This is a genomic window from Methylosinus sp. KRF6 (assembly GCF_018887255.1).
GTDB classification, from domain to species: Bacteria; Pseudomonadota; Alphaproteobacteria; order Rhizobiales; family Beijerinckiaceae; genus Methylosinus; species Methylosinus sporium.
In genome coordinates this window covers 3590125-3612469 of record NZ_JAHLJF010000001.1, presented here as the reverse complement: position 1 = coordinate 3612469, position 22345 = coordinate 3590125, and the positions used below count along the sequence as shown (strand labels likewise).

The window sequence follows — 22345 nt, the reverse complement described above, 5'->3', positions numbered from 1 at the left end:
ATTCGGATGCAAATCACGCGAGTGGGGATTTCCCTTCGCGACCGTTCGAAACAGCGAAGGCAAGGAAATCACCTATGCAGTGTCGAGCGGCCATTCTGACTGGGAATTGCAGCCATTCGGCTATCATGCGACGGCAGTGATTCAATGCGCTCATTGCGAGCCGGGACGCGTCGTTCGGGGGCTCGTCTGGCTGGGTGTGTCGGACCAGCCGCTTCATGAACTCAGCGCCGCAGTGGCGCGAAGCCTCCTCGAGGCGCGCTTCAAGATCTGGTTCATCACGCCTTACGAGACCGCGAGACCGCGGGGCGAAGCGAGCACGATTCGCTTCGGCGATTTTACCGGCTGGCGGCGCAGCTACGAGGCGTTTCGAGAGGATGGGAGCGCCAGCCACGACATCGTCACCGCTTCGGCGAGCGACGGATGCGGCCTGATCAATTTATGGCTGGAGACATCGCCGCAGGCGGCGGATCGCTCTATCGCCGATTCCGTCGAAAACCTCTTGGCGGCGATACGGATCACGAAGAATGGCGGGTGACCGCGAGCACGCCGGCCCCACGATCAAGGAGCCGTATTCTGCCGGAGCCACTGGTCGAGCGCCTCGAAACGAAAGGCGCCGGCTTCGTAGAGACGAGAAAGAAAAGCCCAAGTCTCATCGGCGTCGGCTGTCAAACGCACTCCGTTGATCGCCAGAAACGTGAATGTGACGGCAAAAGCGGTGCGCTTATTGCCGTCCACGAAGGCATGATTTTGCGATAGGCTCTCCCACAGCGCCGCCGCCTGAGCGATCAAGTCCGAATAATATCCCGACTGCGGCCGGAACAGCGCCGCCTCGAGCTGCCCGAGGTCGCGAACCCCGTGGGAGCCGCCGTATCGCTCTATCTGGTGAGAGTGGATCGCCAGCACCTCGACCACGGTCGGAAAATCTGTCACTTGGCCAGCTTCTCATAGAGCGATCCGAAACGCTCGAGACTGGACTCATAGGCGGACATGACATGCGCCCGCGGTCGCGACTTGTCATGTTTTTCGACATAGGCGCCGAGAGCCTCCTCCACGATCGACTGAAGCTGCCGCCCCTCTTCCTTGGCGATCTTTCGGATCGCCGCCAACATGTCGCGATCCACCTGCGTGGCGAATTTCTCCCGAACGACGGCCATAGCGCTCTCCCTCGAAAGCGAATATCGGCCGATATCAAGAAACGTCAAGATAGATCAAGAACTGAAGCTGAAACGAAAAAGGCGGGGTCTCCCCCGCCTCTTTGCGTCACCGTTTCGCTGATCCGCTCACCGCGCCAAAATCGCCAGCAGCAGCAGCGCTACGATATTGGTGATCTTGATCGCCGGATTCACGGCCGGGCCGGCGGTGTCCTTATAGGGGTCGCCGACCGTGTCGCCGGTCACCGAGGCTTTGTGCGCGTCGCCGCCCTTGTAATGGGTGACGCCGTCCTTATCGACGAAGCCGTCTTCGAAGCTCTTCTTGGCGTTGTCCCAGGCGCCGCCGCCGGAGGTCATCGACACGGCGACGAAGAGGCCGTTGACGATGACGCCGAGCAGCGCCGCGCCCAGCGCCGCAAAGCCATTGGCCTTGGAGCCGGAGATGATGGTCACGCCGAAATAGACGACGATCGGCGCCAGCACCGGCAGCAGCGAGGGGATGATCATCTCCTTGATCGCCGCCTGCGTCAGCATATCGACGGCGCGGCCGTAATCCGGGCGCTCCGTGCCGTCCATAATGCCGGGCTTCTCCTTGAACTGACGGCGCACCTCTTCCACCACGGAGCCGGCCGCGCGGCCGACCGCCGTCATGGCGATGCCGCCGAAGAGATAGGGGATGAGGCCGCCGAGGATGAGGCCGGCGACGACATAAGGATTGGCGAGATCGAAATCGACCTTGCCGATATCCTTGAAGTAGGGAACGCCGCTCTCGGTGAAGTGCCGCAGATCATTGGAATAGGCGGCGAACAGCACCAGCGCGCCGAGACCGGCGGAGCCGATGGCGTAGCCCTTGGTGACGGCCTTGGTGGTGTTGCCGACGGCGTCCAGCGCGTCGGTATTGTGGCGCACTTCCTTGGGCAGGCCGGCCATTTCCGCAATGCCGCCGGCATTGTCGGTCACCGGCCCGAAGGCGTCGAGCGCGACGATGATGCCGGCGAGGCCGAGCATGGTCGTCACGGCGATGGCGACGCCATAGAGGCCGCCCGCCTGATAGGCGAAGATGATGCCGAGCGCGATGACCACCGCCGGCGCCGCCGTCGCTTCCAGCGAGACGGCGAGACCCTGGATCACATTGGTGCCATGGCCCGTCACCGAGGCCTGGGCGATCGACACCACCGGGCGCTTGCCCGTGCCGGTGTAATATTCGGTGATGTAGACGATGAGGCCCGTCACCAATAGGCCGATGAGGCCGGCGAAGAACAGGCCATAGCCGTGGATCGCCTCGCCATTGGCCTTGCCGATCTCGCCCCAGCCGACCGTGAAAGTGGTGGCGAGGAAGAGGCCGCCGATCGACAGCACGCCGGCGGCGATGAGGCCCTTATAGAGCGCGCCCATGATCGTGTCCGGCACGCCGATCTTCTCGAACAGCGGGCCGGCGATCTTGCCGATCTCGGAATCATCGGCGCCGAGCTTCACGAAATAGGTGCCGGCGATGGAGGTGACGATGGAAAGGCCGCCGATCGCCAGCGGATAGACGATCGCAGAGGCGAGGCCCGCCTGCCCGGCGAAGAAGATGGAAGCGAGAACCATGGTCGCGACGATGGTTACGACATAGGTCTCGAAGAGATCGGCCGCCATGCCGGCGCAATCGCCGACATTGTCGCCGACATTGTCGGCGATGGTGGCGGGGTTGCGCGGATCGTCCTCGGGAATGCCGACCTCGACCTTACCGACGAGATCGGCGCCGACATCGGCGCCCTTGGTGAAGATGCCTCCGCCCAGACGCGCGAAGATGGAGATCAGCGAGCCGCCGAAGCCGAGCGCCACCAGCGCATCGACCACGACGCGGTCGGAAGGCGCATAGCCCGCGAAAACGGTGAGGATGAAGTAATAGATCGCGACGCCGAGCAGAGCGAGGCCGGCGACCAGAAGGCCGGTGATCGCGCCCGCCTTGAAGGCGATGTCGAGCCCGCCGGCGAGCGAGAGGGTCGCCGCCTGCGCAGTGCGGACATTGGCGCGCACGGAGACATTCATGCCGATGAAGCCGGCCGCGCCCGAGAGCACCGCGCCGATGAGGAAGCCGAAAGCCACCGCCCAGCCGAGCAGAATGACGAGCAGCACGAAGATGACGCCGCCGACATAGGCGATCGTCGTATATTGGCGTTTCAGATAGGCCTGCGCGCCCTCCGCGACGGCGCCGGATATTTCCTGCATACGCGCAGAGCCGGCGTCCGCCTTCTCGAGTTCCTGCCAAGTCTTGACGCCATAGGCGACAGACAATAGTCCGAAGACGATGCTGAGAAACAATACCATGACGATTGCGCCCTCTCCGTTCCTCGGCCGCGCGCGCTGATTTGTTTTCGTGGCCCGCGCCTGCGGCAATTTCGTCCCGGCGACAACGACATTCCGACCGCAGGCGAATCGTTCGGCTGCGGCGCCGGGGAATAGGCGTCAGTCATGCCAGAAACGCCGGTTTTCGGCAATGGCGGCAAAGGTCGCGCGCCGCCCCGGAGCCTAGAAGTGGCTGAAGGATAGACGACTGAAATTTATAATACTTCCAGAAGAATCTAAGAACTGTAGCGGCTCGGCGCCGGCTGTGACGACGCCGATCTCGGCGAGAGCGACCCCCGCTTTCCCCGCCGCGAGCGCCAGCGCAGGGGCGGCGTCGACGGAGGCGCAGCAGAGGATTTCGTAATCGTCCCCGCCCGTGACCGCGCGAGAGAGCAGCTCCGGCACGAGCGCGATCGCCTCGCGCGCGGCCGCCGAGAGCGGAACCTTGCCGAGTTCCACAAGTCCGCTCACGCCGCTCGCCCGCAGCAGCTTGGCGAGATCGCCGGCGAGGCCGTCGGAAACGTCCATGGCGGCGCTCGCGTGCTCGCGCAGCGTCGCGATCAAGGGCAGACGCGGCTGCGGCAAACGATAGCGATCGAGCAGATGCGCCCGCGTCCCCTCACCGAGCCTCTCGGCAAAAGCCTCGCCGCGGGCGACGCCGAGGCCGAGCGCGGCGTCGCCTATGGTCCCGGAGACGAAAATGCGATCCCCCGGCCGTGCGCCCGAACGCGAGACGAAACGCGTCGCGCGGCCGAAGGCGGCGATGGAGATGGTCAGAGGGCCGGGCGTCGCCGTGGTGTCGCCGCCGAGCAACGGACACGCGAATTCGCGCACATCCTCGGCGAGGCCGGCGGCGAAGCTGCGCGTCCAGCCATTGGTCCAATCGGGCGGCAGCGACAGAGTGAGCAGAAAGCCGAGAGGCTCCGCCGCCTTGGCCGCGAGATCGGAGAGGTTTGCGCGCAAGGCTTTCTTGGCGACGAGGCCGGGCGGATCGTCCGGGAAGAAATGCACGCCGGCGACCAGCGCATCGGTGGTGACGACGATCTCCCGCGCTCCTCCCAGCGGCAGCAGCGCAGCGTCGTCGCGCAGGCCGAAGGCGCCCTCCCCCGCGAGCGGCGCGAAGATTTCGGCGATCAGCTCGTCCTCGCTGAAGCGGCGTTCCGCCATCGCTTCCTCCTCGCCCGAGACGTCGCCGACTTCCATCTCCCCGCATTGCGGAGAGAGAGATCACTTCTCGGCGAAATGCTCCGGCCGCGCCTGTCGCGCCAGACGATCCAGCACGGCGTTGATCATGCCGGACTCGGTCGCGCCGAAAAATGCGCCGGCGACGTCCACATATTCCTTGATGACCACTTTGACAGGTATGTCGCGCCGAAACCCCAGCTCGAAGCCGCCGGCGCGCAATATGGCGCGCATCACCGCCTCTATGCGCTGCAAAGGCCAGCCGCCCTGCAGCGCCTGGTCGAGCGCACGGTCGATCGTCGCCTGATTGTCGAGCACGCCTTTCACAATATCGCGGAAGAACTGCAGCTCGGCCGGCTTATATTGGACGCCCTCGATCTCGCGGCCGATCCAATGAACCTCGAACTCGGCGTAGATCTCGTTCAGCCCCTTGCCGGCGACCTCCATCTGATAGAGCGCCTGCACGATGGCGAGCCGCGCCGCCGATCTCTCCTCGACGCTCACGAGCGGCCCCCGAGCTTGCGCTTCAAGCGCACCAGAGCGAGCGCCGCCAGCGCCGCGTCGCCGCCCTTGTCGGCCCCGCCCTGCTTGGGATCGGCGCGCAGCACGGCCTGCTCCTCATTGTCCACGGTCAGGACGCCATTGCCGAGCGGCAGGCGCCGCGAGACGGAGAGATCGGTGAGAGCGCGCGCGCTCTCATTAGCGACGATCTCGAAATGATAGGTGTCGCCGCGAATGACGCAGCCGAGCGCCACCACGCCCTCATATGGCGCGCCGGCGGCCTCGGCCGCGTCCAGCGCAATGGCCGCGCCGGCCGCCAGCTCCAGCGCGCCGGGGACGGTGATGGTGGTGACGTCGCAGCCGAGCTCCTCCAGCGCGCGGACGGCGCCCTCGTGCAGAAGCTCGACGATATCTTCGTTGAAATGCGATTCGACGACGAGAATGCGCGCGCCTTCGACAGGCGCGAGATCATCGTCATCGGCGCGGTAGGACCCTGCCATTCACGACTCCATGGGCGGAGGAGCGCACCCCTCCATCGCCCTCCCCGCTCTGCGGGAGAGGGATGCGGCGAGCGTCCCGCGACCTCTCTATGAAGCGCGCAACCTGCTCCCTCTCCCGCGAAGCGAGGGAAGGCTGGGTGGCGGCGCGCGACGCTCTCGAGAAACGAAGCGGCGATGGATACACATTTTTTCGGGGAAAGCCTACAGCAGGCTTCAAAAGAAGCGCACTCTCGACGGAGTTGCGCCTACCTCCCCCTCGAGGGGGAGGTCGAGCGCCAAAGGCGCTCGGGAGGGGGTGCTTGCCGAGTCTCGGGGATGACCCCACCCCGTCCGGCTTCGCCGGTCGACCCTCCCCCTGAAGGGGAGGGTGGAAGCGCCCTACTTCCCCGCTTCCATCAGCCGGGCGGCGTATCTCGCCATCAGATCGACCTCGAGGTTGAGGCGATCCCCTGCGCTGTAGCCCCCCCATGTCGTCACTTTGAGCGTGTGCGGGATGATGAGAACATAGAAACGGTCACCCTCCACCGCATTCACGGTGAGCGAGGTTCCATCCAGCGCCACAGAGCCCTTCTCGGCGATGAAGCGGGCGTAGTCATGCGGCGCCTCTATAGTGAAGCGCGACATGCCGTCAAAATCATCGCGCGAGACGATCGTCGCCACCCCGTCCACATGGCCGGTGACGATATGGCCGCCCAATTCGTCGCCGATCTTCAGCGAGCGCTCGAGATTTATGCGGCGGCCGACGGCCCATTCGCCGGCCGTGGTGCGCGCCAAAGTCTCGGCGGCGGCGTCCACCTCGAAGACAGTGCGGGCGCCCTCGCGGCGCAGTCCGACCGCCGTCAGGCAAGGGCCGGAACAAGCGATGGAAGCGCCGAGGGCGATGCTCTCCAGCGGATAGGCGCAGGCGATGGCGATGCGGCGCAATTCGCCGCGCGTCTCCACGGAGAGAATTTCGCCGACGTCGGTGACGAGGCCCGTGAACATTTCAGCCGATCCTCTCGTAGCGGGTCATGCGATCGACGCCGAGCATGGACGTATCGGCGAGGCGATAGCGGCTCTCATCCTCGAGAATGGCGCGCGCCGTCGCGGTGAGAGCGAGCCGGCCCTGACGGCCCAGCGGCCTCAGCCCGGTATGAAGGACGACATCATCGGCGAGCGAGGCGACGAGCAGGCTCTCGGCGACGCGCGGACCGCCCTCGCTGAAGACGCGCGTAATTCCGCGCCGCGCCAGCTCGCCCAGCGCCTCGCTCAGAGCGAGACGGCCGGCAGCGTCCACGCCGGCGCGCGCGACCTCCATTCCGGTGGCGGCGGCGAAATCCTGCGCCTCGGCCTCGGCGACGCCCTCCCCGACGATGACCAGAGTCGGCGTCTCGCGCGCTGTGGCGGCGAGGCGAGAGCTGCGCGACAGGCGCAGCCGCGCGTCCAGCACCACGCGCAGCGGCTTGAAGGCCTCGAGGCCGGGAAGGCGCACGGTGAGCAGCGGATCATCGACCGAGGCGGTGCCATAGCCGATCATGATCGCGCTGTGCAGCGAGCGCTCGATATGGGTGACGCTATCGGCGAGTGCGCCGGTGATGAAGAGGCGCGGGTCGTGCTCGGCCCCGGCGGCGTAGCCATCCGCCGTCTGAGCGAGCTTGAGAGTGACCATGGGCCGGCCCTGCGTCACCCGCAATATATGGCCGAGATGGTCGGCCCGGGCCTGCGCAGCGCGTACGCCGGTCGTCACTTCCACGCCGGCCTCGCGCAGCCGGGCGTGGCCGCGGCCGGCGACGCGATCGTCCGGGTCCTCGAGCGCGGAGACGACGCGGGCGATTCCAGCGGCGATGATCGTGTCCACGCAAGGCGGCGTCGCACCGTGATGGGAGCATGGCTCCAGAGTGGCGTAGAGCGTCGCGCCGCGCGCGGCCTCGCCGGCGGCGGCCACGGCGACCGCCTCGGCGTGCGGGCGCCCGCCGAGCGCCGTATAGCCGCGGGCGATGACGACGCCGTCCTTGACGATGATCGCGCCAACGGCGGGATTAGGCCCGGTGCGGCCGAGATTGCGCCGGCCGATCGCCAGCGCCGCCGCCATGAAGGCGTCGTCTACGACGGTCTGAGACTCGGATTGCGGCTTCGTCGCGGTCATCTCCCGCCCGGCGCGGTTTCGGCGTCCACCACCGTATCCGCGCGCTGCTCCCCCTCGCTATGCGATAATTCGTCGATCAGCGCATGGAAATCGCCGACCTCGCGAAAATCACGATAGACGGAGGCGAAACGCACATAGGCCACATCGTCGAGCGTTTTGAGGCCCTGAATCACCAATTCGCCGATCTGCGTGCTCTCGATCTCCGTGTCGCCGGAGCTCTCGAGCTGGCGCACGACGCCATTGACCATGCGCTCGACGCGCTCGGGATCGATGGGCCGCTTGCGCAGCGCGATTTCCAGCGAGCGCATCAGCTTGTCGCGATCGAAAGGCACGCGGCGGCCCGATTTCTTCACCACGATCAGCTCGCGCAGCTGCACGCGCTCGAAAGTGGTGAAACGGCCGCCACAGCCAGGACAGACGCGCCGACGCCGGATCGAGGAGGAATCCTCGGCCGGCCGGGAGTCTTTCACCTGCGTGTCGGGCGAGCCGCAATAGGGACAGCGCATTGGCCGCTCTTTGTAAGACGAGCCGCCTGCTTAGCCCGTTCCTCGGGACTGTCGCAAGCGTCGGGGATCGATTTTTGGGGAGCGCCGTTGCCGCGGCTCCCTTCTGCCCCGATATTATCGGTTGATACAACCGATAATATCGGTCGACGCCGGAAGACCTATAAGAGGAACTAGCGATGAAGGCGCAGTTTATCACCACGCCGAACGGCGAAGAACTGGCGATCCTTCCACGCGCGGATTACGAGGCGCTCGTCGCGGCGGCCGCCGATGCGGAGGAGGACGCCGCCGACGCGGCCATATACGACGCCTGCAAGGCGGCGTCGGCGAATGATCCGAATAGCGTTCTGCCGGCGGAAGTATCGGCTTTCATGCTGCGCGGCGAACGCCTCGCGACCGCGATCCGCAAATGGCGTGGGCTGACGCAACAGGATGTGGCGGCGAAGCTCGGCATGGCGCAGGGCACGCTCAGCGACATAGAGAACGGCCGTCACCGTACGGCGGCCAACACCGTGCGCGCGCTCGCGAAGATTTACGGCGTGCCGGAGGATTGGCTCATGGCGGTGATCGGTCCGCTCGAAGCGCAACCAGGAGCGCTCACCTAAAAGCGAAGCGACCCAGAGCCGGGAACGGCTCTGGGTCGCTCGGATTCGTTCGCTATGACGGGCGGAAAGCCCCGATCAATAGATCGGGAACTTCGCCGTCAGCGCGTGGACCTTCTCCTTCACCGCGGCTTCGGTCGCGGCGTTGTCCGCCTCGCCCTTGGCGGCGAGGCCGTCCAGCACCTCGACGATATAGCCGCCGACGAGCTTGAACTCCGCCGTGCCGAAGCCGCGCGAGGTGGCGGCCGGCGAGCCGAGGCGGATGCCGGAGGTAACGAAAGGCTTCTCCGGATCGAAGGGGATGCCGTTCTTGTTGCAGGTGATGTGCGAGCGGCCGAGCGCGGCTTCCGCGGCCTTGCCAGTCAGCTTCTTCGGACGCAGATCGACCAGCATCAGATGATTGTCGGTGCCGCCGGAGACGATGGCGAGGCCGGCGTCGACCAGCGTCTGCGCCAGCGTCTGGGCGTTGTCCTTGACCTGCTGCTGATAGGCCTTGAACTCGGGCTTCAGCGCCTCGCCGAAGGCGGCCGCCTTGCCGGCGATGACATGCATCAGCGGGCCGCCCTGCAGGCCCGGGAAGACCGCCGAATTGATCTTCTTGGCGATCTCTTCGTCATTGGTCAGCACCATGCCGCCGCGCGGGCCGCGCAGCGTCTTATGCGTGGTGGTGGTGACGACATGGGCGTGCGGGAAGGGCGACGGATGCAGGCCCGCAGCCACCAGACCGGCAAAATGCGCCATATCGACCATGAAATAGGCGCCGACGCTATCCGCGATCTTGCGGAAGGCCTCGAAGTCCCAAATGCGCGAATAGCCGGAGCCGCCCGCGATGATGATCTTCGGCTTGTGCTCGGCGGCGAGCGCGGCGACCTGCTCCATATCGATGCGCTGATCGTCCTTGCGCACCGTATAGGGAACCGGCTTGAACCATTTGCCGGAGAGATTGACCGGCGAGCCATGGGTCAGATGGCCGCCCGCGGCGAGATCGAGGCCCATGAAGGTGTCGCCCGGCGTCGCCAGGGCGAGGAAGACCGACTGATTGGCCTGGCTGCCGGAATTGGGCTGCACATTGGCGAATCCGCAGCCGAACAGCTGCTTGGCGCGCTCGATCGCCAGATTCTCGGCGATGTCGACGAACTGGCAGCCGCCGTAATAGCGCTTGCCCGGATAGCCTTCGGCATATTTGTTGGTGAGGACGGAGCCCTGCGCTTCCAGAACCGCCTTGGACACGATGTTCTCGGAGGCGATGAGCTCGATCTCGTCGCGCTGCCGGCCGAGCTCGAGGCCGATGGCCTTGGCGAGATCAGGATCCGAATCGGCGAGCGAGGCAGTGAAGAAAGCGGATTGGCTCATTTAGCATCCTCTATCGAGACAAGGCGCGGCAAGTGACGGCGGCTCCCGGCTCGCCCGCGCCTTCGGGCGGAGCCGTTCGCGGGAAGCGAGGTTTCGCTCGGGGACGCCGGAAACGGCGATCCCGAAACGGCCTCGAGCTCCCGTTTTCAGCGCAAGATTCTCTCGGCCGATCGAAATCCGCCCGCAGAATGCGCGCTCGCGCATCGGTGTGAGGGTTCGCTTATCACGCTCTCGCAGGGACGAAAAGAGGCGCAACCGACGCGGGGACGGAGTTTGTCGCGGCGCCGGCCAATTCGCTCCCGTTTCCGGCGTGTCGCAGGCGATCGAAGCGTCGCCGCGACTGTCATCGACCGGATATGTTGCTTCGCTAGCGTCCGCCCCGCCAATATTAGGGGGCTACAAAATGTTCCTGAAGCATTCGATAGGCGGCCTCGCGGCCCTCGCCTGCGCGGCCGCCGCGACTCCCGCCAGCTCAGAATCTCTGCGCGAATTCAATCATATCGTCGTCATCTACCAGGAAAACCACAGCTTCGACAATCTGTTCGGCCTGTGGGGCGCGGTGAATGGCGAGCCGGTGCAGGGACTGCCCTTCGCCGACGCCGCGCACACCGAGCAGGTCCGCGCCGACGGGACCACCGCCTATTCCTGCCTGCTGCAGAACGATGTGAATCTCGCCTCGCCGTCGCCGCTGGCGACGAGCTGCACGGACGCGACCGGAGCGACCTCCTTCGTCAGCGCCTTCCAGAACAAGCCCTTCCAGATCGACGACTATATCGCCGCGACCGACAAGACCTGTCCGGCGCCGGGCGTCTCGGCCGTGAACGGCTTGCTGAAGAATGCCGCCGGCGCCCTCACGGGCGGCTGCACGCGCGATCTCGTGCATCGCTATTACAGCGAACAGTTCCAGATCAATGGCGGCAAGCAGAATCGCTATGTGACGGGCAGCGACGCCGCCGGCCTCTCCATGGGCTATTACGACACGACCAAGCTGCCGATCTATGTCGCGCTCCACAGGCGTGGCGCGCCGCATTACGTCATCGCCGATCATTTCTTCCAATCGGCCTTCGGCGGCTCCTTCCTCAATCACCAATGGCTCGTCGCCTCGGCGACGCCGGTGTTCGCCAATGCGCTCAATGACGCGAGCGGAAACGACCTCCATTCCGTGGTCGACGCCAATGGCATGGCGGCGAGCACCGCGCTCTATACGAATCTGCTCGGCTCTTCCGCCAAGGACGCGCAGCTGACCGCCTCCTGCAATCCTCCCTCGGGACGTCCGGCGACACCGGAGAATGTCGCCTGCGGCGATTTCGCGATCAACACGATCCAGCCTTATTATCAGCCCTACGCGCCCGGAACGGTGGATGCGAAGCGCCTGCCGCCGCTGGAAAATGCGACGATCGGCGACCGTCTCTCCGCGCGCGGGATCGACTGGGCCTGGTATTCGGGCGGCTGGTCCAACGCCAATGGCGACATCGGCGCGCCCGGCTGGACCAATGGAAACGGGATCGGCTGCGCCGATCCGAACGCACTGGCGACGGCAACGTTTCCGAACTGCCCGGACAAGCTGTTCCAGTTCCACCATCAGCCCTTCAACTATTTCAAGGCCTATGCGCCCGGTACGACGGCGCGCCACGATCATCTGCGCGACGAGGCGGAGTTCGTCCAGCTCGCCAAGACCGGCCGGCTCAAGCCCGTCAGCTTCGTGAAGCCGATCGGCGCGGAGAACGAGCATCCCGGCTACGCCAGCGAGGCGGACGGCAGCTCGCATCTCGTCGATCTGATCGCCTCCATCGTCAACGGCCCGGATGGGCGCGAGACGCTCATCATCGTCACCTATGACGAGTTCGGCGGCTCCTGGGACCATGTGCCGCCGCCGCCCTATCAGAGCGAGCATGTGGCCGAAAGAGAGCATCATCACGGCCACGACCATCACGCCGGCGGCGGCGCGCATGATCGCTGGGGTCCCGGCACGCGCATTCCGGCGCTGCTGATCTCCAAGCGCTTCGATCGCTCCGGGGTGGATCATGCGAATTACGACACGACCTCGATCCTGAAGCTGATCGAGGAGCGCTACCATCTCGCCCCGCTCGGCTCGCGCGACGCCGAAGTTCGCAGCCTAACGCGGGCGTTGGACGCCGCCGAGCGCTGAGCGCCGCGACCGACAAAGAAGCGGCCCCGCGCGAGCGGGGCCGTTTTCGTTGCGGGCCTCGCATTCTGTTCCGAAACTCGCGTCGAACTTTTCACAGCGGCGCGATCATGCGATGAAGCCGGCGGCGCCGGCCCGTTCGCCCGCGCAGCAGAGGGGGCTCGCCAAGATGAATTCCTCCAGCTCCGGTCGGCGCGCGACGCTCGCCTGCGCCGGCTCGCTCTTCGTTCTCCTGTCGGGAGCGGCGGTCGCGCAGGACGCCGATTTCTCGCAATTGCCGATCTATCGGGAGTTTCGCGACCAGCTCGCCGCCCAAGGCTGGAGGCCGGACGCCGGTTTCGGCCTCAAGCTTCCCTCCGGCAAGCCGCTCTATCGCTTCCCCGAGGTGCTGTGCGGCCCGAAGATCTGCCATGCGCGCTGGATCCGCTCGGGAACGGAGAAGATCGTCACGCTGATCCGAGGCGATCTCGATGAGGAATATCGCGTCTCGCCCTGACGGCGAGAGGCTCACTGCCGGGCCGGCGCGGCGCCTCGCGTCTCGAGAACGCCAACGAGTCGCTCCACGAGATCGCCCGCGACCGCCGAGGGAAGCGCGAAGGCGAGCCGATTGCCGTCCGGCGAGACCAGCGTCAGCAGAAGATTGTCGCCGAGCATCTCGCGATGCAGCGCGATCGACTCGACCGGCGTCGCCAGCACCGCCTCGACCTCGCCGCTGGCCGGCTGCCGCTCGGCCAGGCCCTTCTCGCGCAGCGCCAAGGCGGAGCGGGTCAATTCGAGAATATCGGCGGCGGTGAGGACGATTCTGGCCGTCACGCCATCGTCGCCTTTCCGGCTGAGAATGAAATCCTCGCCGATCGGATCGAGATTGAGGCCGGACGACGCCTCGGACATGGGTCGGTGCTCCTTGCGCTGCGACGAGTTCGGCAGCTTAGCCGAGGGCAAGGAAGATTCCTACTGTAGCGAGACGCGAGAGGGGCCCTGGACGCAAAGGCCGGGCTCGATCCAGAGAGAGGCTCGCATCGGCGCCTCGACGGATCTGCCGAATTCAGATGCCATCGGACGTCTTCGTTGCGATCTTCAACTCGCCGCCCAGCCGGGCGCGTCTGAACGACGCGCTCGCGAAATCGAAACGCAAGACGAAATCGAAACGCAAGACAACGTGCGCCGCGGCTCTTGCAAAGCAGAATCGCCCTGCTCCGGTCGCGATCCTAGGCGCGAAGGGCGGATGAAATGCAAATCTCTCGAAGAAAGCCGGGCGGCGATCCGCCCGGCCTGACTTTGTCACAGGACTTGCGTCAGATCATAGACGCCATTGTCCGCGGTCTGCAGATATTCGACAACATTATTGCCGCCGAGAAAAAAGTCCTGGATGACGACGCCTTCATTCATCACGCCGTCCGATGCGTCGGCGATGGTCGTGATCAAAAAATCATTTCCGCTCTGAAAGAGATACAATTGCGAGGCATTGTAGCCGAAATAGAGCAGATCGGTCCCGCCGCCGTAGCCGGCGGCGCCAGTCGGCGATTTGTCGTCGTTGATCGTGTCGATTCCGTCCCCGGCCGTGAATATGTAAGTGTCGTTCCCGACACCGCCCCACAGCGTATCATTCCCCGCTTGACCCCAGAGCGAATCGTCGCCGGCGGCGTCCAGAATGGTGTCGTTTCCGGAACCTCCGTAGCTCGTGTCGTTTCCGTTTCCGCCGAAAATCAGGTCGTCGCCAGCATTTCCATAGATGGTGTCGTTGCCGTCGCCTCCGAATAAATTGTCGATATAAGCGCTTCCATAAATGGTGTCGTCGCCACCGTAACCATTGACGCCGTGAGCAGTCGCCGGAAGGACAGGAGGCCCCCACGAGCTTATGTCGAGAACTTCGTTCGCGTTCGTGCCATTCAGTTGAGCCATGGCCAAAACCTCATTTTTCGTAATAGTGACCGAAACTCGCGCCGGTTCGAAAATCGACCGAGCCGACCGTCTCTGTCGGCGAAGGAATGATACAGCCAATACGCGTATATCGCAACTTTATCAACGTATTCGAGTATTATGATCAGCGCCTCGCCCGAGGGTCGAGCCCGTCGAGCGCGAGCCTTTTCTCGACGAAGCACACCAAAGGTTGACGCGCTCCCTATCCGCCCCGCGCCTTCTGATAATCCTTCACATCCGAGAACACGATGGACGAATGCCGCTCCGCGTCATAGCGCAGCTGGAACTCGCTCGACGACATGAACACGGGCGCGCCGTCTATGTCCTCCGCCATGGAGGAGCCGTGCGATTCGATGAAGCTCTTCAGCGCGATCGGGTCCTGAGAGGTGACCCAGCGGCATATGCCGAAGCGCGAGGTCTCGTATTTCGTCTCCAGCCCATATTCGGCCTCGAGCCGCGTCGCCAGCACATCGAGCTGCAGCGCGCCGACGACGCCGACCAGCGCGCCGGAGCCGTCATTGGGCAGGAAGAGCTGCACCACGCCCTCCTCGGCGAGCTGGCGTAGCGCCTCGCGCAGCTTCTTGGCCTTCATCGCGTCGGAGATGACGATGCGGCGCAGAATTTCCGGCGCGAAGCTCGGCACGCCGCGGAAGGAAATCTCCTCGCCCTCGGTAAGCGTGTCGCCGATGCGCAAAATGCCGTGATTGGGAATGCCCACCACATCGCCCGCATAGGCTTCATCGGCGATGGAGCGGTCGCGCGCGAAGAAGAATTGCGGCGCATTGAGCGAGATGGTCTTGCCGGTGCGCACGATCTTCGCCTTCATGCCGCGCGAGAGCTTGCCCGAGCAGACGCGCATGAAGGCGATGCGGTCACGATGGTTCGGGTCCATATTCGCCTGAATCTTGAAGACGAAGCCGGCCATCTTCGGCTCCTTGGCCTCGACATGGCGCTTGTCGGCGTCCTGCCCGCGCGGCGAGGGCGCATAGGCGGCCATTGCGTCGATGAGATCGCGCACGCCGAAATTGCGCAGCGCGCTGCCGAAGAACACCGGCGTCAAATGCCCCTCGCGAAACGCCGCGAGCTCGAACGTCTTGCAGCCTTCCTCGGCGAGCATCGCTTCCTCGAGCCACGCATCCGCCTCATGCGCCGGCAGCAGCGCGAGCAGCGCCGGATCGTCGAGGCCGGAGACCACCATCGGCTCGGTGTCGGCGTCGATCTTGCGCACCGACTTCGTGGCGAAGCAGTAGGTGCCGGCGAAGCTGCGGCCGGAGCCGATCGGCCAGGTGACGGGCGCCGTGTCGAGCGCCAGCGTCTTCTCGATCTCGTCGAGCAGCGAGAAAGGATCGCGCCCCTCGCGATCGAGCTTATTGATGAAGGTGACGATCGGAATATCGCGCAGCCGGCACACTTCGAAGAGTTTTCGCGTGCGCGCTTCGATGCCCTTGGCGGCGTCGATCACCATCACCGCCGCGTCCACGGCGGAAAGCGTGCGATAGGTGTCTTCCGAAAAGTCCTCATGGCCCGGCGTGTCGAGCAGGTTGAAGACGCAATCGCCATATTCGAAGGTCATCACCGAGGTGACGACGGAAATGCCGCGTTCGCGCTCTATGCTCATCCAGTCGGAGCGCGTCTGCTGGGCGTTGCGCTTGGCCTTCACCGCGCCGGCGAGCTGAATCGCGCCGCCGAACAGCAGAAGCTTCTCGGTGAGCGTGGTCTTGCCCGCGTCCGGGTGGGAGATGATGGCGAAGGTGCGCCGCCGCGAGACGGGGTCGCTCGGCTGTGGGCTGGTCAAGGCTGAGGCTCGCTGGAAAGTGGCGGGTTCGCCACGCCCTTTAAGGGCAATCGGCGGATAAGGCCAGCTTTCCGTGCCGCCTCACGCCGCCAGCTCGCGCAAGACCTCCGGCCGCCGCTCGGCGATCTTATAGAGCGTCACCGCGGCCGCGGAAGGCTTGCGCCGGCCCTGCTCCCAATCCTGCAAGGTCCGCACGGACACGCCCAGCAGAGCGGCGAAGGCCGCCTGCGACAGGCCGGAGGCGAGCCTCGCGCGTGCGAATTGCAGGATTTCGCGATTGTGGACCCGCGCCTTAGCGCCAGCCTTCATTTCTCGCACCGATGCGAGCAGCTCCGCGCCGATGTCGATCGCCTTCGCGCGCTCGGCGGATTTCGGAGCGTCAGCCATCGTCGAGTTCCTTCTTGATCTCACGGAGGACATTCGCGGGAATATTGTCCCGCACCGATTTGGGATAGACCAGCAGCAGCCAAACCTCTCCATTCGCCAGCCGATTGAAATAAATCACCCGAACGCCGCCGCGCTTGCCCCGCCCGACGCTCCCCCAGCGAATTTTTCTCAGGCCGCCCGAGCCAGGGACCACATCCCCCGCATCAGGATTCCCGGCGATGAAGTCGATGAACGCCGTCCGATCGTCATCTTCCCAGCATTGTACGGCGAGCCGCGCGAAAGTGGGAGTTTCGATGACCGTCAACACGGCAAATAGACTACGGCATTGCCGTACAGCATGTCAATCCGTCATGTCCGTCGGGTCGGTGGCATGACGCTAGAAACGCGTCCGCCGAATCGCGGACAAAAGCAGCGTCGGCCTAGCCGATCCATCCCGTCGCGTATAAGCTTCTCTCCTCTACGCTCGGTGAGTAGATCGATGAATGACAATCAGCTTGCGCGACGCCTCCGATCCGTCGGAATGGCCTGCTTTGTTCAATATTTCGAGCTATTCTCCGACAAGTCGATTTCAAACGCCGCCGCGGCGGCCATTATTGTCGCCAAGGAAAGCTATGCGGAGACAGCCACAAACACCCGTGTATCACTGGCGCGGCGAATTATTCGCGAAGGACGAGCGCGCGACGCGCTTCGAATGATCGCGGGCGCGACGAATGTCGATCCAGAGGCCGCCAGCCGCGCTCGTTCGCTCGTCAGCACGATAATTGCCAATTAGCGCTCACGCGAAATCGCCCGCTAGCTCCGCCCGCACCGCCTCCGGCATGACGGCGATATGCCCATAATTCTGATGGGTGAAGCCGATCAGCGCGCGTGCGCCGGGCTCCCGGAAGGCCGCCGCCTGCGCGTCGGTGAAGAGAAAATGCACGAATTGCACGGCGGAGGCCTTGCCGTCGGCCCTGGTGCGGTCCTGATCGGCCTCGGCGACGCCGGCAATGCGCTCGCCCACCAATTCGATGAAGGCGGTCTCCTCTATCGCGCCCAGCGTGTCCAGCACGCGCTTTCTACGCAGCGGATCGTCGATCTCGATCATGAAGGTGGCGACCAATTCGCGGCCTTTGGGGATCAGCGGCTCATAGGCGGCGATCTCGCTCGGCGCCTGCTCGAGCGTCCCCTTCTCTATGTGGATCATCTCCTGGATCTGCAGCCAGATCGTCTCGAAATCCTCGAAATAAAAGGTCACGAAAGGCCCGACCTCGACGCGGCGATTGCGCTTGCGCGCGGCGATGCGGCGCCGGCTCTCGACGCGGATCTTCGCATATTCGTCCGGCGGAAGAAGATCGGCGACGGTGATGTGGTGCTTTTGCGCCATTGATCGCTCCAGTTCTGGGGACGCCCGCGTCACTTCACCCCATAGGCAAGCGCGACAATCTCGATCGGATGGGCGAGAAGCTCGGGCTTTTTCGCCTCCGCGTCCAGCCGCTCCATGCCCTGCGCGATATGCGGGCCGGAGAGCGGACATTCGGAGACGATATAGGCTTTGCCCAACGATTGCGCCTGCCGCGCTACCGGCTTGCCGACCTTCAGCGCCGTCTCGAAATTTTGCGTCTTATAGCCCCAGGCGCCGCCATGGCCCGAGCAGCGCTCGATGACCGCGACATCCGCCTGCGGGATGAGACTCAAGAGCTCGGCGCCCTTCCGCCCGATATTCTGCGCGCGCGAATGGCAGGAGACATGAAAGGCGACGCCGCCCTCGATCGGCGAGAGCCCTTCCGCCAGCCCCTCCTTGCGCGAGATGCCGACGACATATTCGCTGAGATCATAGGTCGAGGCGGCGAGGCGCTTCACTTTTGGATCATCGGTGACGATCAGCGGCCATTCGAATTTCAGCATCAGCGCGCAGGAGGGAACCAGCGCGACAATGTCATAGCCTTTGTCGATCCAGGGCTCGAAGGCGGCCGCCACTTGCTTTGCCGAGGCCGCGACCTCGCCGATGAGCCCTTGCTCGAGCAGCGGCATTCCGCAGCAATGCGGGTGCAGAATCTCCGTTTCGACGCCATTTTTGGCGAGCACGGCGCGCGCCGCGAGTCCGACGCCGGGATCATTATATTCGCCGAAGCAGGTGGCGTAGATCACCGCCTTGCGGCCGAAGCCCGGCGCCTCTCTGTTCACCTCGACGGGCGTCTCCTTCGCGAGCGCCTCCAAGCTCTGCTTCGAATATTTCGGCAGCACAGCCTCGTGATGCAGGCCGGCGACCTTCTCCAGCGCATTGCGCGCCGCCGTGTGCGCGCAATCCGTCGCCCAATTGGCGAGCGGCGCGAGTTTCGTCGCCACTGCGCCATTGCGGTCGGTCTCGGCGAGCTGGCGATCCGCGAAACCGACGCCATTCTTCTTCGCCTCGACGGCGCGATAGCGCAGCATCAGATGCGGAAAGTCGAGATCGAATTCATGCGGCGGCACATAGGGGCATTTGGTCAGAAAGCACATGTCGCAGAGCGTGCAAGCGTCCACGACCTTTTTGAAATCCACGCTGGCGACGGTCTCGATTTCGCCTTTCGCCGACTCGTCGACGAGATCGAACAGGCGCGGAAAGGAATCGCAGAGATTGAAGCAGCGCCGGCAGCCATGGCAAACATCCAGCACGCGGCGCATTTCGGCGTCGAGCTTCGCCTCGTCGTAGAAATCCGGATTTTCCCAATCCAATGGACGCCGGAAGGGCGCCTCAAGCCCGCCTTCTCTCATCGCTTCCCCGCCCCGGTCGAATTATTCTGATGCGCTCGTAGGCTCCGGGCGCATCGCTCCAGCCTCTCCCCGCGCGCGGCTATCGAATGCGCGCATCCTCCTCGCTCCACAACGTCATGGCCGGGCTTGTCCCGGCCATGACGGCCGCGGGGTCTCGCGATGCGCGCGCTTATTTCAGCTCGTCGAGCGCCTTCTGGAAGCGGCCGGCGTGCGAGCGCTCGGCCTTGGCCAGCGTCTCGAACCAGTCGGCGACTTCCTCGAAGCCCTCCTCGCGGGCCGAGCGCGCGAAGCCCGGATACATGTCCGTATATTCATGCGTCTCGCCGGCGACGGCGGCTTTCAGATTATCCTCGGTCTTGCCGATCGGCAGGCCGGTGGCCGGATCGCCCACCACCTCGAGAAATTCGAGATGGCCATGCGCATGGCCCGTCTCGCCCTCGGCGGTGGAGCGGAACACAGTCGCTATGTCATTATGGCCTTCGATATCGGCCTTTTGCGCGAAATAGAGATAGCGGCGATTCGCCTGGGACTCGCCGGCAAACGCATCCTTCAGATTTTGTTCGGTCTTGGTGCCCTTGAGCGTAGCCATGACTAAAGCTCCTCGGATGAACACTGATCGGGGCGCCGCCACTGTCCCGATGGCCAGCCGGGACGCCCTTGTTTAGAATAATTTGAAATTAACGATTGCCAAGCGCCAAAGCCGTCTTTGACGGGGGATGGAGCGCCAAATCCATGCTGCGGCGCAAGATTGGCTTCGAAACTGCATAGGGCGCGAGATTGTACGAACGCGGCGGAGCCTTTCGCACAAAAGCGACGGGCCGCGTCCGACGCATGAGAGCGCGCGGAATGGCGGAGCAATTGGACTGGGTCGTCTGGAACGGCTCGCTCGGCGTTTCCGACGCGGTGGCGATCGGCCGCGTCGAGATCGTCGACGGCGTCCGCACCGCCTGTCTCGCGCCGCCCTATGATATGGTGGGACCGTTCAGCCTGGACGAGCTGGAGACGCAGGGCCGCATCGCCTTCGGCGCCTGCCTCGTGATGTCGCTCCAGCGCTGGAAGGAGGATCAGGTCGAGCTGCGCTTAGAAGGCCGCAAGCAGCGCGCCGCCTTCCAGAAGATGTTCGATTTCGACGAGGACGACAATCAGGAGCATCGCGAGACGCTGGAATTGCCTCTGGAAGGCGCGCTGGAGCCGGCCGAGATCAAATCCGCCTTCCGCCGTCTCGCCAAGACCGCCCATCCCGACGCCGGCGGCAGCGCGGAGGACTACCGCCGCATCGCCGAGGCGCGCGACGCATTGCTGGCGCAGTTCGAAGGGGCGAGTTGAGAGCGCTTTCGCGAAATCAGAAAATCATTGTAGACCGCGGAAATTGACAAGGCTTCGACGCAGCGAGCCGAATATGCAGTTCTTCCGACGACACGCCCGCATCATTTCCGCCATTCTGCTGGACGAATTCGGTTTGCTGATGCTTCTTTTGTTCGGTCGTCGTCCGCTCGATCGACAGGCCGCCGATGAACTCGATGGCCAAAAAAGCGGCTCCGCCGATCCGACCAAGACCTGCGCCTACGACATGCGGCTGGGCGTCATGGCCCCGATCCCAAAAGCCGAGCAATTCATGAGAGATCAGGCGACAGAATTGATCGTGGAGATGCCGGCGAAGCTGTCGCTCACGCCGAAGAAATCCGACCTGACGCGAGAATGATCTATCTCTTCCCCTTGTCGAATGGATTTTCGCCCGAGCGCGTCGAGATGCGGATCGGCGTGCCCGGCAGATCGAAGGCGCGGCGCAATCCATTCACGAGAAAGCGCTGATAGCTCGCCGGCAATTCATCGAGCTGATTGCCGAACAGGATGAAATGCGGCGGCCGCGCCTTGGCCTGCGTCATATAGCGGATCTTGATGCGCCGGCCGGAGACCGCCGGCGGCGGAGTCTCGTCTATGGCGCTCTCGAGCCAGCGATTGAGCCGCGCCGTCGAGATGCGACGGTTCCAGACTTCATGCGCCTCGAGAATGGCGTGCATGAGCTTGTCGAGCCCATAGCCGGTCACGCCCGAGACGGCGACCACCGGCGCGCCCTTGATCTGCGGCAGCAGGCGCTCGGCCTCCTCGCGCAGCTTGGCGAGCCGCGTCCCCGGATCATCGACCGCATCCCATTTGCCGAGCGCGATCACCACCGCCCTGCCCTCGCGCGCGGCGAGATCGGCAATGGTCAAATCCTGCTTCTCGAACGGAATGGCGGAGTCGAGCAGCAGCACCACGACCTCCGAGAAGCGCACGGCGCGCAGCGCGTCGGCGCCGGCGAGCTTCTCCAGCTTGTCGACGACCTTGGCGCGCTTGCGCAGGCCGGCGGTGTCGAAGAGCTTCATATCGCGGTCGCGCCAGCGGAAAGGCACGGAAATGCTGTCACGGGTGATGCCCGCCTCCGGCCCGGTGAGCAGCCGGTCCTCGCCGAGCAGGCGATTGATCAGCGTCGATTTGCCGGCATTTGGCCGCCCGACGACGGCGATGCGCAGCGGCTTGGTCGGATCGACCTCGCTGCCGTCCTCATCGGCCGAGACGGCGATGTCGGTCGCCGCCTCTTCATCCTCCTCCCAATCCGCGGTCGCCTCCGGCAGCGCCTCGCGAAGCGCGTCATAGAACTCGCCGAGGCCCTCGCCATGCTCGGCGGAGAGCGGCACGGGATCGCCGAGGCCGAGCTCATAGGCCTCGACCAGGCCGGCCTCGCCCTTGCGCCCTTCCGACTTATTGGCCGCGAGGATGACCGGCTTGCCGGCCCGGCGCACCAGATCGGCGAAATATTTGTCGTCCGGCGTCACCCCGACGCGCGCGTCGATCATGAAGAGAATGGCGTCGGCGGTCTCGATCGCCGCCTCCGTCTGCGCGCGCATCCGCCCTTCCAGTGTGGCGGAGGCGCCTTCCTCGAGGCCGGCCGTGTCGATGATGGTGAAGCGCAGATCGGCGAGGCGCGCCTCGCCTTCTCGGCGATCACGCGTCACGCCGGGCCGGTCGTCGACGAGCGCGAGCTTCTTGCCGACGAGCCGGTTGAATAAGGTCGACTTGCCGACATTCGGCCGGCCGATGATGGCGAGCGTGAAGGACATTGTGGCCCTTTG

At 64.7% G+C, this 22345-nt stretch carries 26 protein-coding genes; 7 read left to right on the top strand and 19 right to left on the bottom strand.

Going from position 1 to position 22345, the window contains the following annotated elements:
• Positions 1–79: 79 nt before the first annotated feature.
• Complete coding sequence (locus tag KP010_RS17175) at positions 80–535, top strand: hypothetical protein (RefSeq protein WP_142862301.1); 456 nt, start codon at positions 80–82, stop codon at positions 533–535.
• Between the two features lie 23 nt (positions 536–558).
• Here the strand turns inward: KP010_RS17175 and KP010_RS17170 are convergent, their stop codons facing one another.
• From KP010_RS17170 to nrdR, 9 genes are all read right to left on the bottom strand, one after another.
• Positions 559–930, bottom strand: coding sequence for a type II toxin-antitoxin system death-on-curing family toxin (locus KP010_RS17170; RefSeq protein WP_142862300.1), 372 nt, complete (start codon positions 928–930; stop codon positions 559–561).
• Positions 927–1154, bottom strand: coding sequence for a hypothetical protein (locus KP010_RS17165; protein ID WP_142862299.1), 228 nt, complete (start codon positions 1152–1154; stop codon positions 927–929). The genes KP010_RS17170 and KP010_RS17165 overlap by 4 nt, the downstream gene beginning before the upstream one ends.
• 126 nt (positions 1155–1280) lie before the next feature.
• The gene (locus KP010_RS17160; protein ID WP_142862298.1) at positions 1281–3464 is read right to left on the bottom strand and encodes a sodium-translocating pyrophosphatase; all 2184 of its coding nucleotides are present in this window, start codon (positions 3462–3464) and stop codon (positions 1281–1283) included.
• 201 nt (positions 3465–3665) lie between these two features.
• Positions 3666–4649: a thiamine-phosphate kinase gene (thiL, locus tag KP010_RS17155; RefSeq protein ID WP_216281540.1), complete on the bottom strand. Its 984-nt coding sequence runs from the start codon at positions 4647–4649 to the stop codon at positions 3666–3668.
• Between the two features lie 60 nt (positions 4650–4709).
• Positions 4710–5168, bottom strand: a complete 459-nt coding sequence (gene nusB, locus KP010_RS17150) for a transcription antitermination factor NusB (protein WP_142862297.1) — start codon at positions 5166–5168, stop codon at positions 4710–4712.
• A complete protein-coding gene (gene ribH, locus KP010_RS17145) occupies positions 5165–5665 on the bottom strand; it encodes a 6,7-dimethyl-8-ribityllumazine synthase (RefSeq protein WP_142862296.1) in 501 nt (166 codons plus the stop codon). The genes nusB and ribH overlap by 4 nt, the downstream gene beginning before the upstream one ends.
• A gap of 378 nt (positions 5666–6043) precedes the next feature.
• Positions 6044–6649 carry a riboflavin synthase gene (locus KP010_RS17140; protein WP_142862295.1) on the bottom strand — a complete coding sequence of 202 codons (606 nt, stop codon included), beginning with the start codon at positions 6647–6649 and terminating at the stop codon, positions 6044–6046.
• A gap of 1 nt (position 6650) precedes the next feature.
• Complete coding sequence (gene ribD, locus KP010_RS17135) at positions 6651–7790, bottom strand: bifunctional diaminohydroxyphosphoribosylaminopyrimidine deaminase/5-amino-6-(5-phosphoribosylamino)uracil reductase RibD (RefSeq protein ID WP_108916777.1); 1140 nt, start codon at positions 7788–7790, stop codon at positions 6651–6653.
• Complete coding sequence (nrdR, locus tag KP010_RS17130; RefSeq protein WP_142862294.1) at positions 7787–8296, bottom strand: transcriptional regulator NrdR; 510 nt, start codon at positions 8294–8296, stop codon at positions 7787–7789. Before nrdR ends, ribD begins: the two co-directional genes overlap by 4 nt.
• A gap of 176 nt (positions 8297–8472) precedes the next feature.
• On the opposite strand from nrdR, the gene KP010_RS17125 reads away from it, so the two are divergent.
• On the top strand, positions 8473–8898 hold the full coding sequence (locus KP010_RS17125) for a helix-turn-helix domain-containing protein (protein ID WP_142862293.1): 426 nt from the start codon (positions 8473–8475) through the stop codon (positions 8896–8898).
• Between the two features lie 75 nt (positions 8899–8973).
• Here the strand turns inward: KP010_RS17125 and glyA are convergent, their stop codons facing one another.
• Positions 8974–10248, bottom strand: coding sequence for a serine hydroxymethyltransferase (glyA, locus tag KP010_RS17120; protein ID WP_108916780.1), 1275 nt, complete (start codon positions 10246–10248; stop codon positions 8974–8976).
• A 403-nt stretch (positions 10249–10651) separates the two neighbouring features.
• On the opposite strand from glyA, the gene KP010_RS17115 reads away from it, so the two are divergent.
• Both KP010_RS17115 and KP010_RS17110 read left to right on the top strand, forming a co-directional pair.
• Positions 10652–12397, top strand: coding sequence for an alkaline phosphatase family protein (locus tag KP010_RS17115; protein ID WP_108916781.1), 1746 nt, complete (start codon positions 10652–10654; stop codon positions 12395–12397).
• A gap of 112 nt (positions 12398–12509) precedes the next feature.
• The gene (locus tag KP010_RS17110; protein WP_108916782.1) at positions 12510–12890 is read left to right on the top strand and encodes a hypothetical protein; all 381 of its coding nucleotides are present in this window, start codon (positions 12510–12512) and stop codon (positions 12888–12890) included.
• Positions 12891–12901: 11 nt separating this feature from the next.
• Here the strand turns inward: KP010_RS17110 and KP010_RS17105 are convergent, their stop codons facing one another.
• The 5 genes from KP010_RS17105 to KP010_RS17085 all read right to left on the bottom strand — a co-directional run bounded on the left by KP010_RS17105 (position 12902) and on the right by KP010_RS17085 (position 16803).
• Positions 12902–13285: a hypothetical protein gene (locus KP010_RS17105; protein ID WP_142862292.1), complete on the bottom strand. Its 384-nt coding sequence runs from the start codon at positions 13283–13285 to the stop codon at positions 12902–12904.
• Positions 13286–13675: 390 nt separating this feature from the next.
• Entirely contained in the window at positions 13676–14395 is a 720-nt protein-coding gene (locus KP010_RS17100) for a calcium-binding protein (protein ID WP_210244278.1), read from the bottom strand.
• 121 nt (positions 14396–14516) lie between these two features.
• Positions 14517–16109, bottom strand: a complete 1593-nt coding sequence (locus tag KP010_RS17095; protein WP_142862291.1) for a peptide chain release factor 3 — start codon at positions 16107–16109, stop codon at positions 14517–14519.
• Between the two features lie 81 nt (positions 16110–16190).
• The gene (locus KP010_RS17090) at positions 16191–16496 is read right to left on the bottom strand and encodes a DNA-binding transcriptional regulator (protein ID WP_142862290.1); all 306 of its coding nucleotides are present in this window, start codon (positions 16494–16496) and stop codon (positions 16191–16193) included.
• Complete coding sequence (locus KP010_RS17085; RefSeq protein WP_142862289.1) at positions 16489–16803, bottom strand: transcriptional regulator; 315 nt, start codon at positions 16801–16803, stop codon at positions 16489–16491. The genes KP010_RS17090 and KP010_RS17085 overlap by 8 nt, the downstream gene beginning before the upstream one ends.
• A gap of 63 nt (positions 16804–16866) precedes the next feature.
• On the opposite strand from KP010_RS17085, the gene KP010_RS17080 reads away from it, so the two are divergent.
• Positions 16867–17268 carry a hypothetical protein gene (locus KP010_RS17080; protein WP_185966445.1) on the top strand — a complete coding sequence of 134 codons (402 nt, stop codon included), beginning with the start codon at positions 16867–16869 and terminating at the stop codon, positions 17266–17268.
• Between the two features lie 3 nt (positions 17269–17271).
• On the opposite strand, the gene KP010_RS17075 is transcribed toward KP010_RS17080, so the two are convergent.
• From KP010_RS17075 to KP010_RS17065, 3 genes are all read right to left on the bottom strand, one after another.
• A complete protein-coding gene (locus KP010_RS17075; RefSeq protein WP_142862287.1) occupies positions 17272–17862 on the bottom strand; it encodes a DUF3501 family protein in 591 nt (196 codons plus the stop codon).
• A 29-nt stretch (positions 17863–17891) separates the two neighbouring features.
• A complete protein-coding gene (locus tag KP010_RS17070; RefSeq protein WP_142862286.1) occupies positions 17892–19232 on the bottom strand; it encodes a heterodisulfide reductase-related iron-sulfur binding cluster in 1341 nt (446 codons plus the stop codon).
• A gap of 169 nt (positions 19233–19401) precedes the next feature.
• Positions 19402–19821 (bottom strand): rubrerythrin family protein, encoded by a 420-nt coding sequence (locus KP010_RS17065; RefSeq protein WP_142862285.1) that lies wholly within the window; start codon positions 19819–19821, stop codon positions 19402–19404.
• A 257-nt stretch (positions 19822–20078) separates the two neighbouring features.
• On the opposite strand from KP010_RS17065, the gene KP010_RS17060 reads away from it, so the two are divergent.
• Together KP010_RS17060 and KP010_RS17055 are read left to right on the top strand one after the other, a co-directional pair.
• Positions 20079–20558, top strand: coding sequence for a J domain-containing protein (locus KP010_RS17060; RefSeq protein WP_142862284.1), 480 nt, complete (start codon positions 20079–20081; stop codon positions 20556–20558).
• A 73-nt stretch (positions 20559–20631) separates the two neighbouring features.
• Positions 20632–20934, top strand: coding sequence for a hypothetical protein (locus KP010_RS17055; protein ID WP_142862283.1), 303 nt, complete (start codon positions 20632–20634; stop codon positions 20932–20934).
• Between the two features lies 1 nt (position 20935).
• On the opposite strand, the gene der is transcribed toward KP010_RS17055, so the two are convergent.
• Positions 20936–22333 carry a ribosome biogenesis GTPase Der gene (gene der / locus KP010_RS17050; protein WP_142862282.1) on the bottom strand — a complete coding sequence of 466 codons (1398 nt, stop codon included), beginning with the start codon at positions 22331–22333 and terminating at the stop codon, positions 20936–20938.
• Positions 22334–22345: the final 12 nt, after the last annotated feature.

Coding starts and splice junctions, on each gene's coding strand:
- KP010_RS17140 (WP_142862295.1), bottom strand. CDS start 6,649: ATGTTCACGGGCCTCGTCACCGACGTCGGCGAAATTCTCTCCGTGGAG.
- der (WP_142862282.1), bottom strand. CDS start 22,333: ATGTCCTTCACGCTCGCCATCATCGGCCGGCCGAATGTCGGCAAGTCG.
- KP010_RS17115 (WP_108916781.1), top strand. CDS start 10,652: ATGTTCCTGAAGCATTCGATAGGCGGCCTCGCGGCCCTCGCCTGCGCG.
- KP010_RS17055 (WP_142862283.1), top strand. CDS start 20,632: ATGCAGTTCTTCCGACGACACGCCCGCATCATTTCCGCCATTCTGCTG.
- KP010_RS17105 (WP_142862292.1), bottom strand. CDS start 13,285: ATGTCCGAGGCGTCGTCCGGCCTCAATCTCGATCCGATCGGCGAGGAT.
- ribD (WP_108916777.1), bottom strand. CDS start 7,790: ATGACCGCGACGAAGCCGCAATCCGAGTCTCAGACCGTCGTAGACGAC.
- KP010_RS17060 (WP_142862284.1), top strand. CDS start 20,079: ATGGCGGAGCAATTGGACTGGGTCGTCTGGAACGGCTCGCTCGGCGTT.
- thiL (WP_216281540.1), bottom strand. CDS start 4,649: ATGGCGGAACGCCGCTTCAGCGAGGACGAGCTGATCGCCGAAATCTTC.
- KP010_RS17080 (WP_185966445.1), top strand. CDS start 16,867: ATGACGCTAGAAACGCGTCCGCCGAATCGCGGACAAAAGCAGCGTCGG.
- nrdR (WP_142862294.1), bottom strand. CDS start 8,296: ATGCGCTGTCCCTATTGCGGCTCGCCCGACACGCAGGTGAAAGACTCC.
- glyA (WP_108916780.1), bottom strand. CDS start 10,248: ATGAGCCAATCCGCTTTCTTCACTGCCTCGCTCGCCGATTCGGATCCT.
- KP010_RS17070 (WP_142862286.1), bottom strand. CDS start 19,232: ATGAGAGAAGGCGGGCTTGAGGCGCCCTTCCGGCGTCCATTGGATTGG.
- KP010_RS17075 (WP_142862287.1), bottom strand. CDS start 17,862: ATGGCGCAAAAGCACCACATCACCGTCGCCGATCTTCTTCCGCCGGAC.
- KP010_RS17165 (WP_142862299.1), bottom strand. CDS start 1,154: ATGGCCGTCGTTCGGGAGAAATTCGCCACGCAGGTGGATCGCGACATG.
- KP010_RS17110 (WP_108916782.1), top strand. CDS start 12,510: ATGAAGCCGGCGGCGCCGGCCCGTTCGCCCGCGCAGCAGAGGGGGCTC.
- KP010_RS17160 (WP_142862298.1), bottom strand. CDS start 3,464: ATGGTATTGTTTCTCAGCATCGTCTTCGGACTATTGTCTGTCGCCTAT.
- KP010_RS17065 (WP_142862285.1), bottom strand. CDS start 19,821: ATGGCTACGCTCAAGGGCACCAAGACCGAACAAAATCTGAAGGATGCG.
- KP010_RS17125 (WP_142862293.1), top strand. CDS start 8,473: ATGAAGGCGCAGTTTATCACCACGCCGAACGGCGAAGAACTGGCGATC.
- ribH (WP_142862296.1), bottom strand. CDS start 5,665: ATGGCAGGGTCCTACCGCGCCGATGACGATGATCTCGCGCCTGTCGAA.
- KP010_RS17090 (WP_142862290.1), bottom strand. CDS start 16,496: ATGGCTGACGCTCCGAAATCCGCCGAGCGCGCGAAGGCGATCGACATC.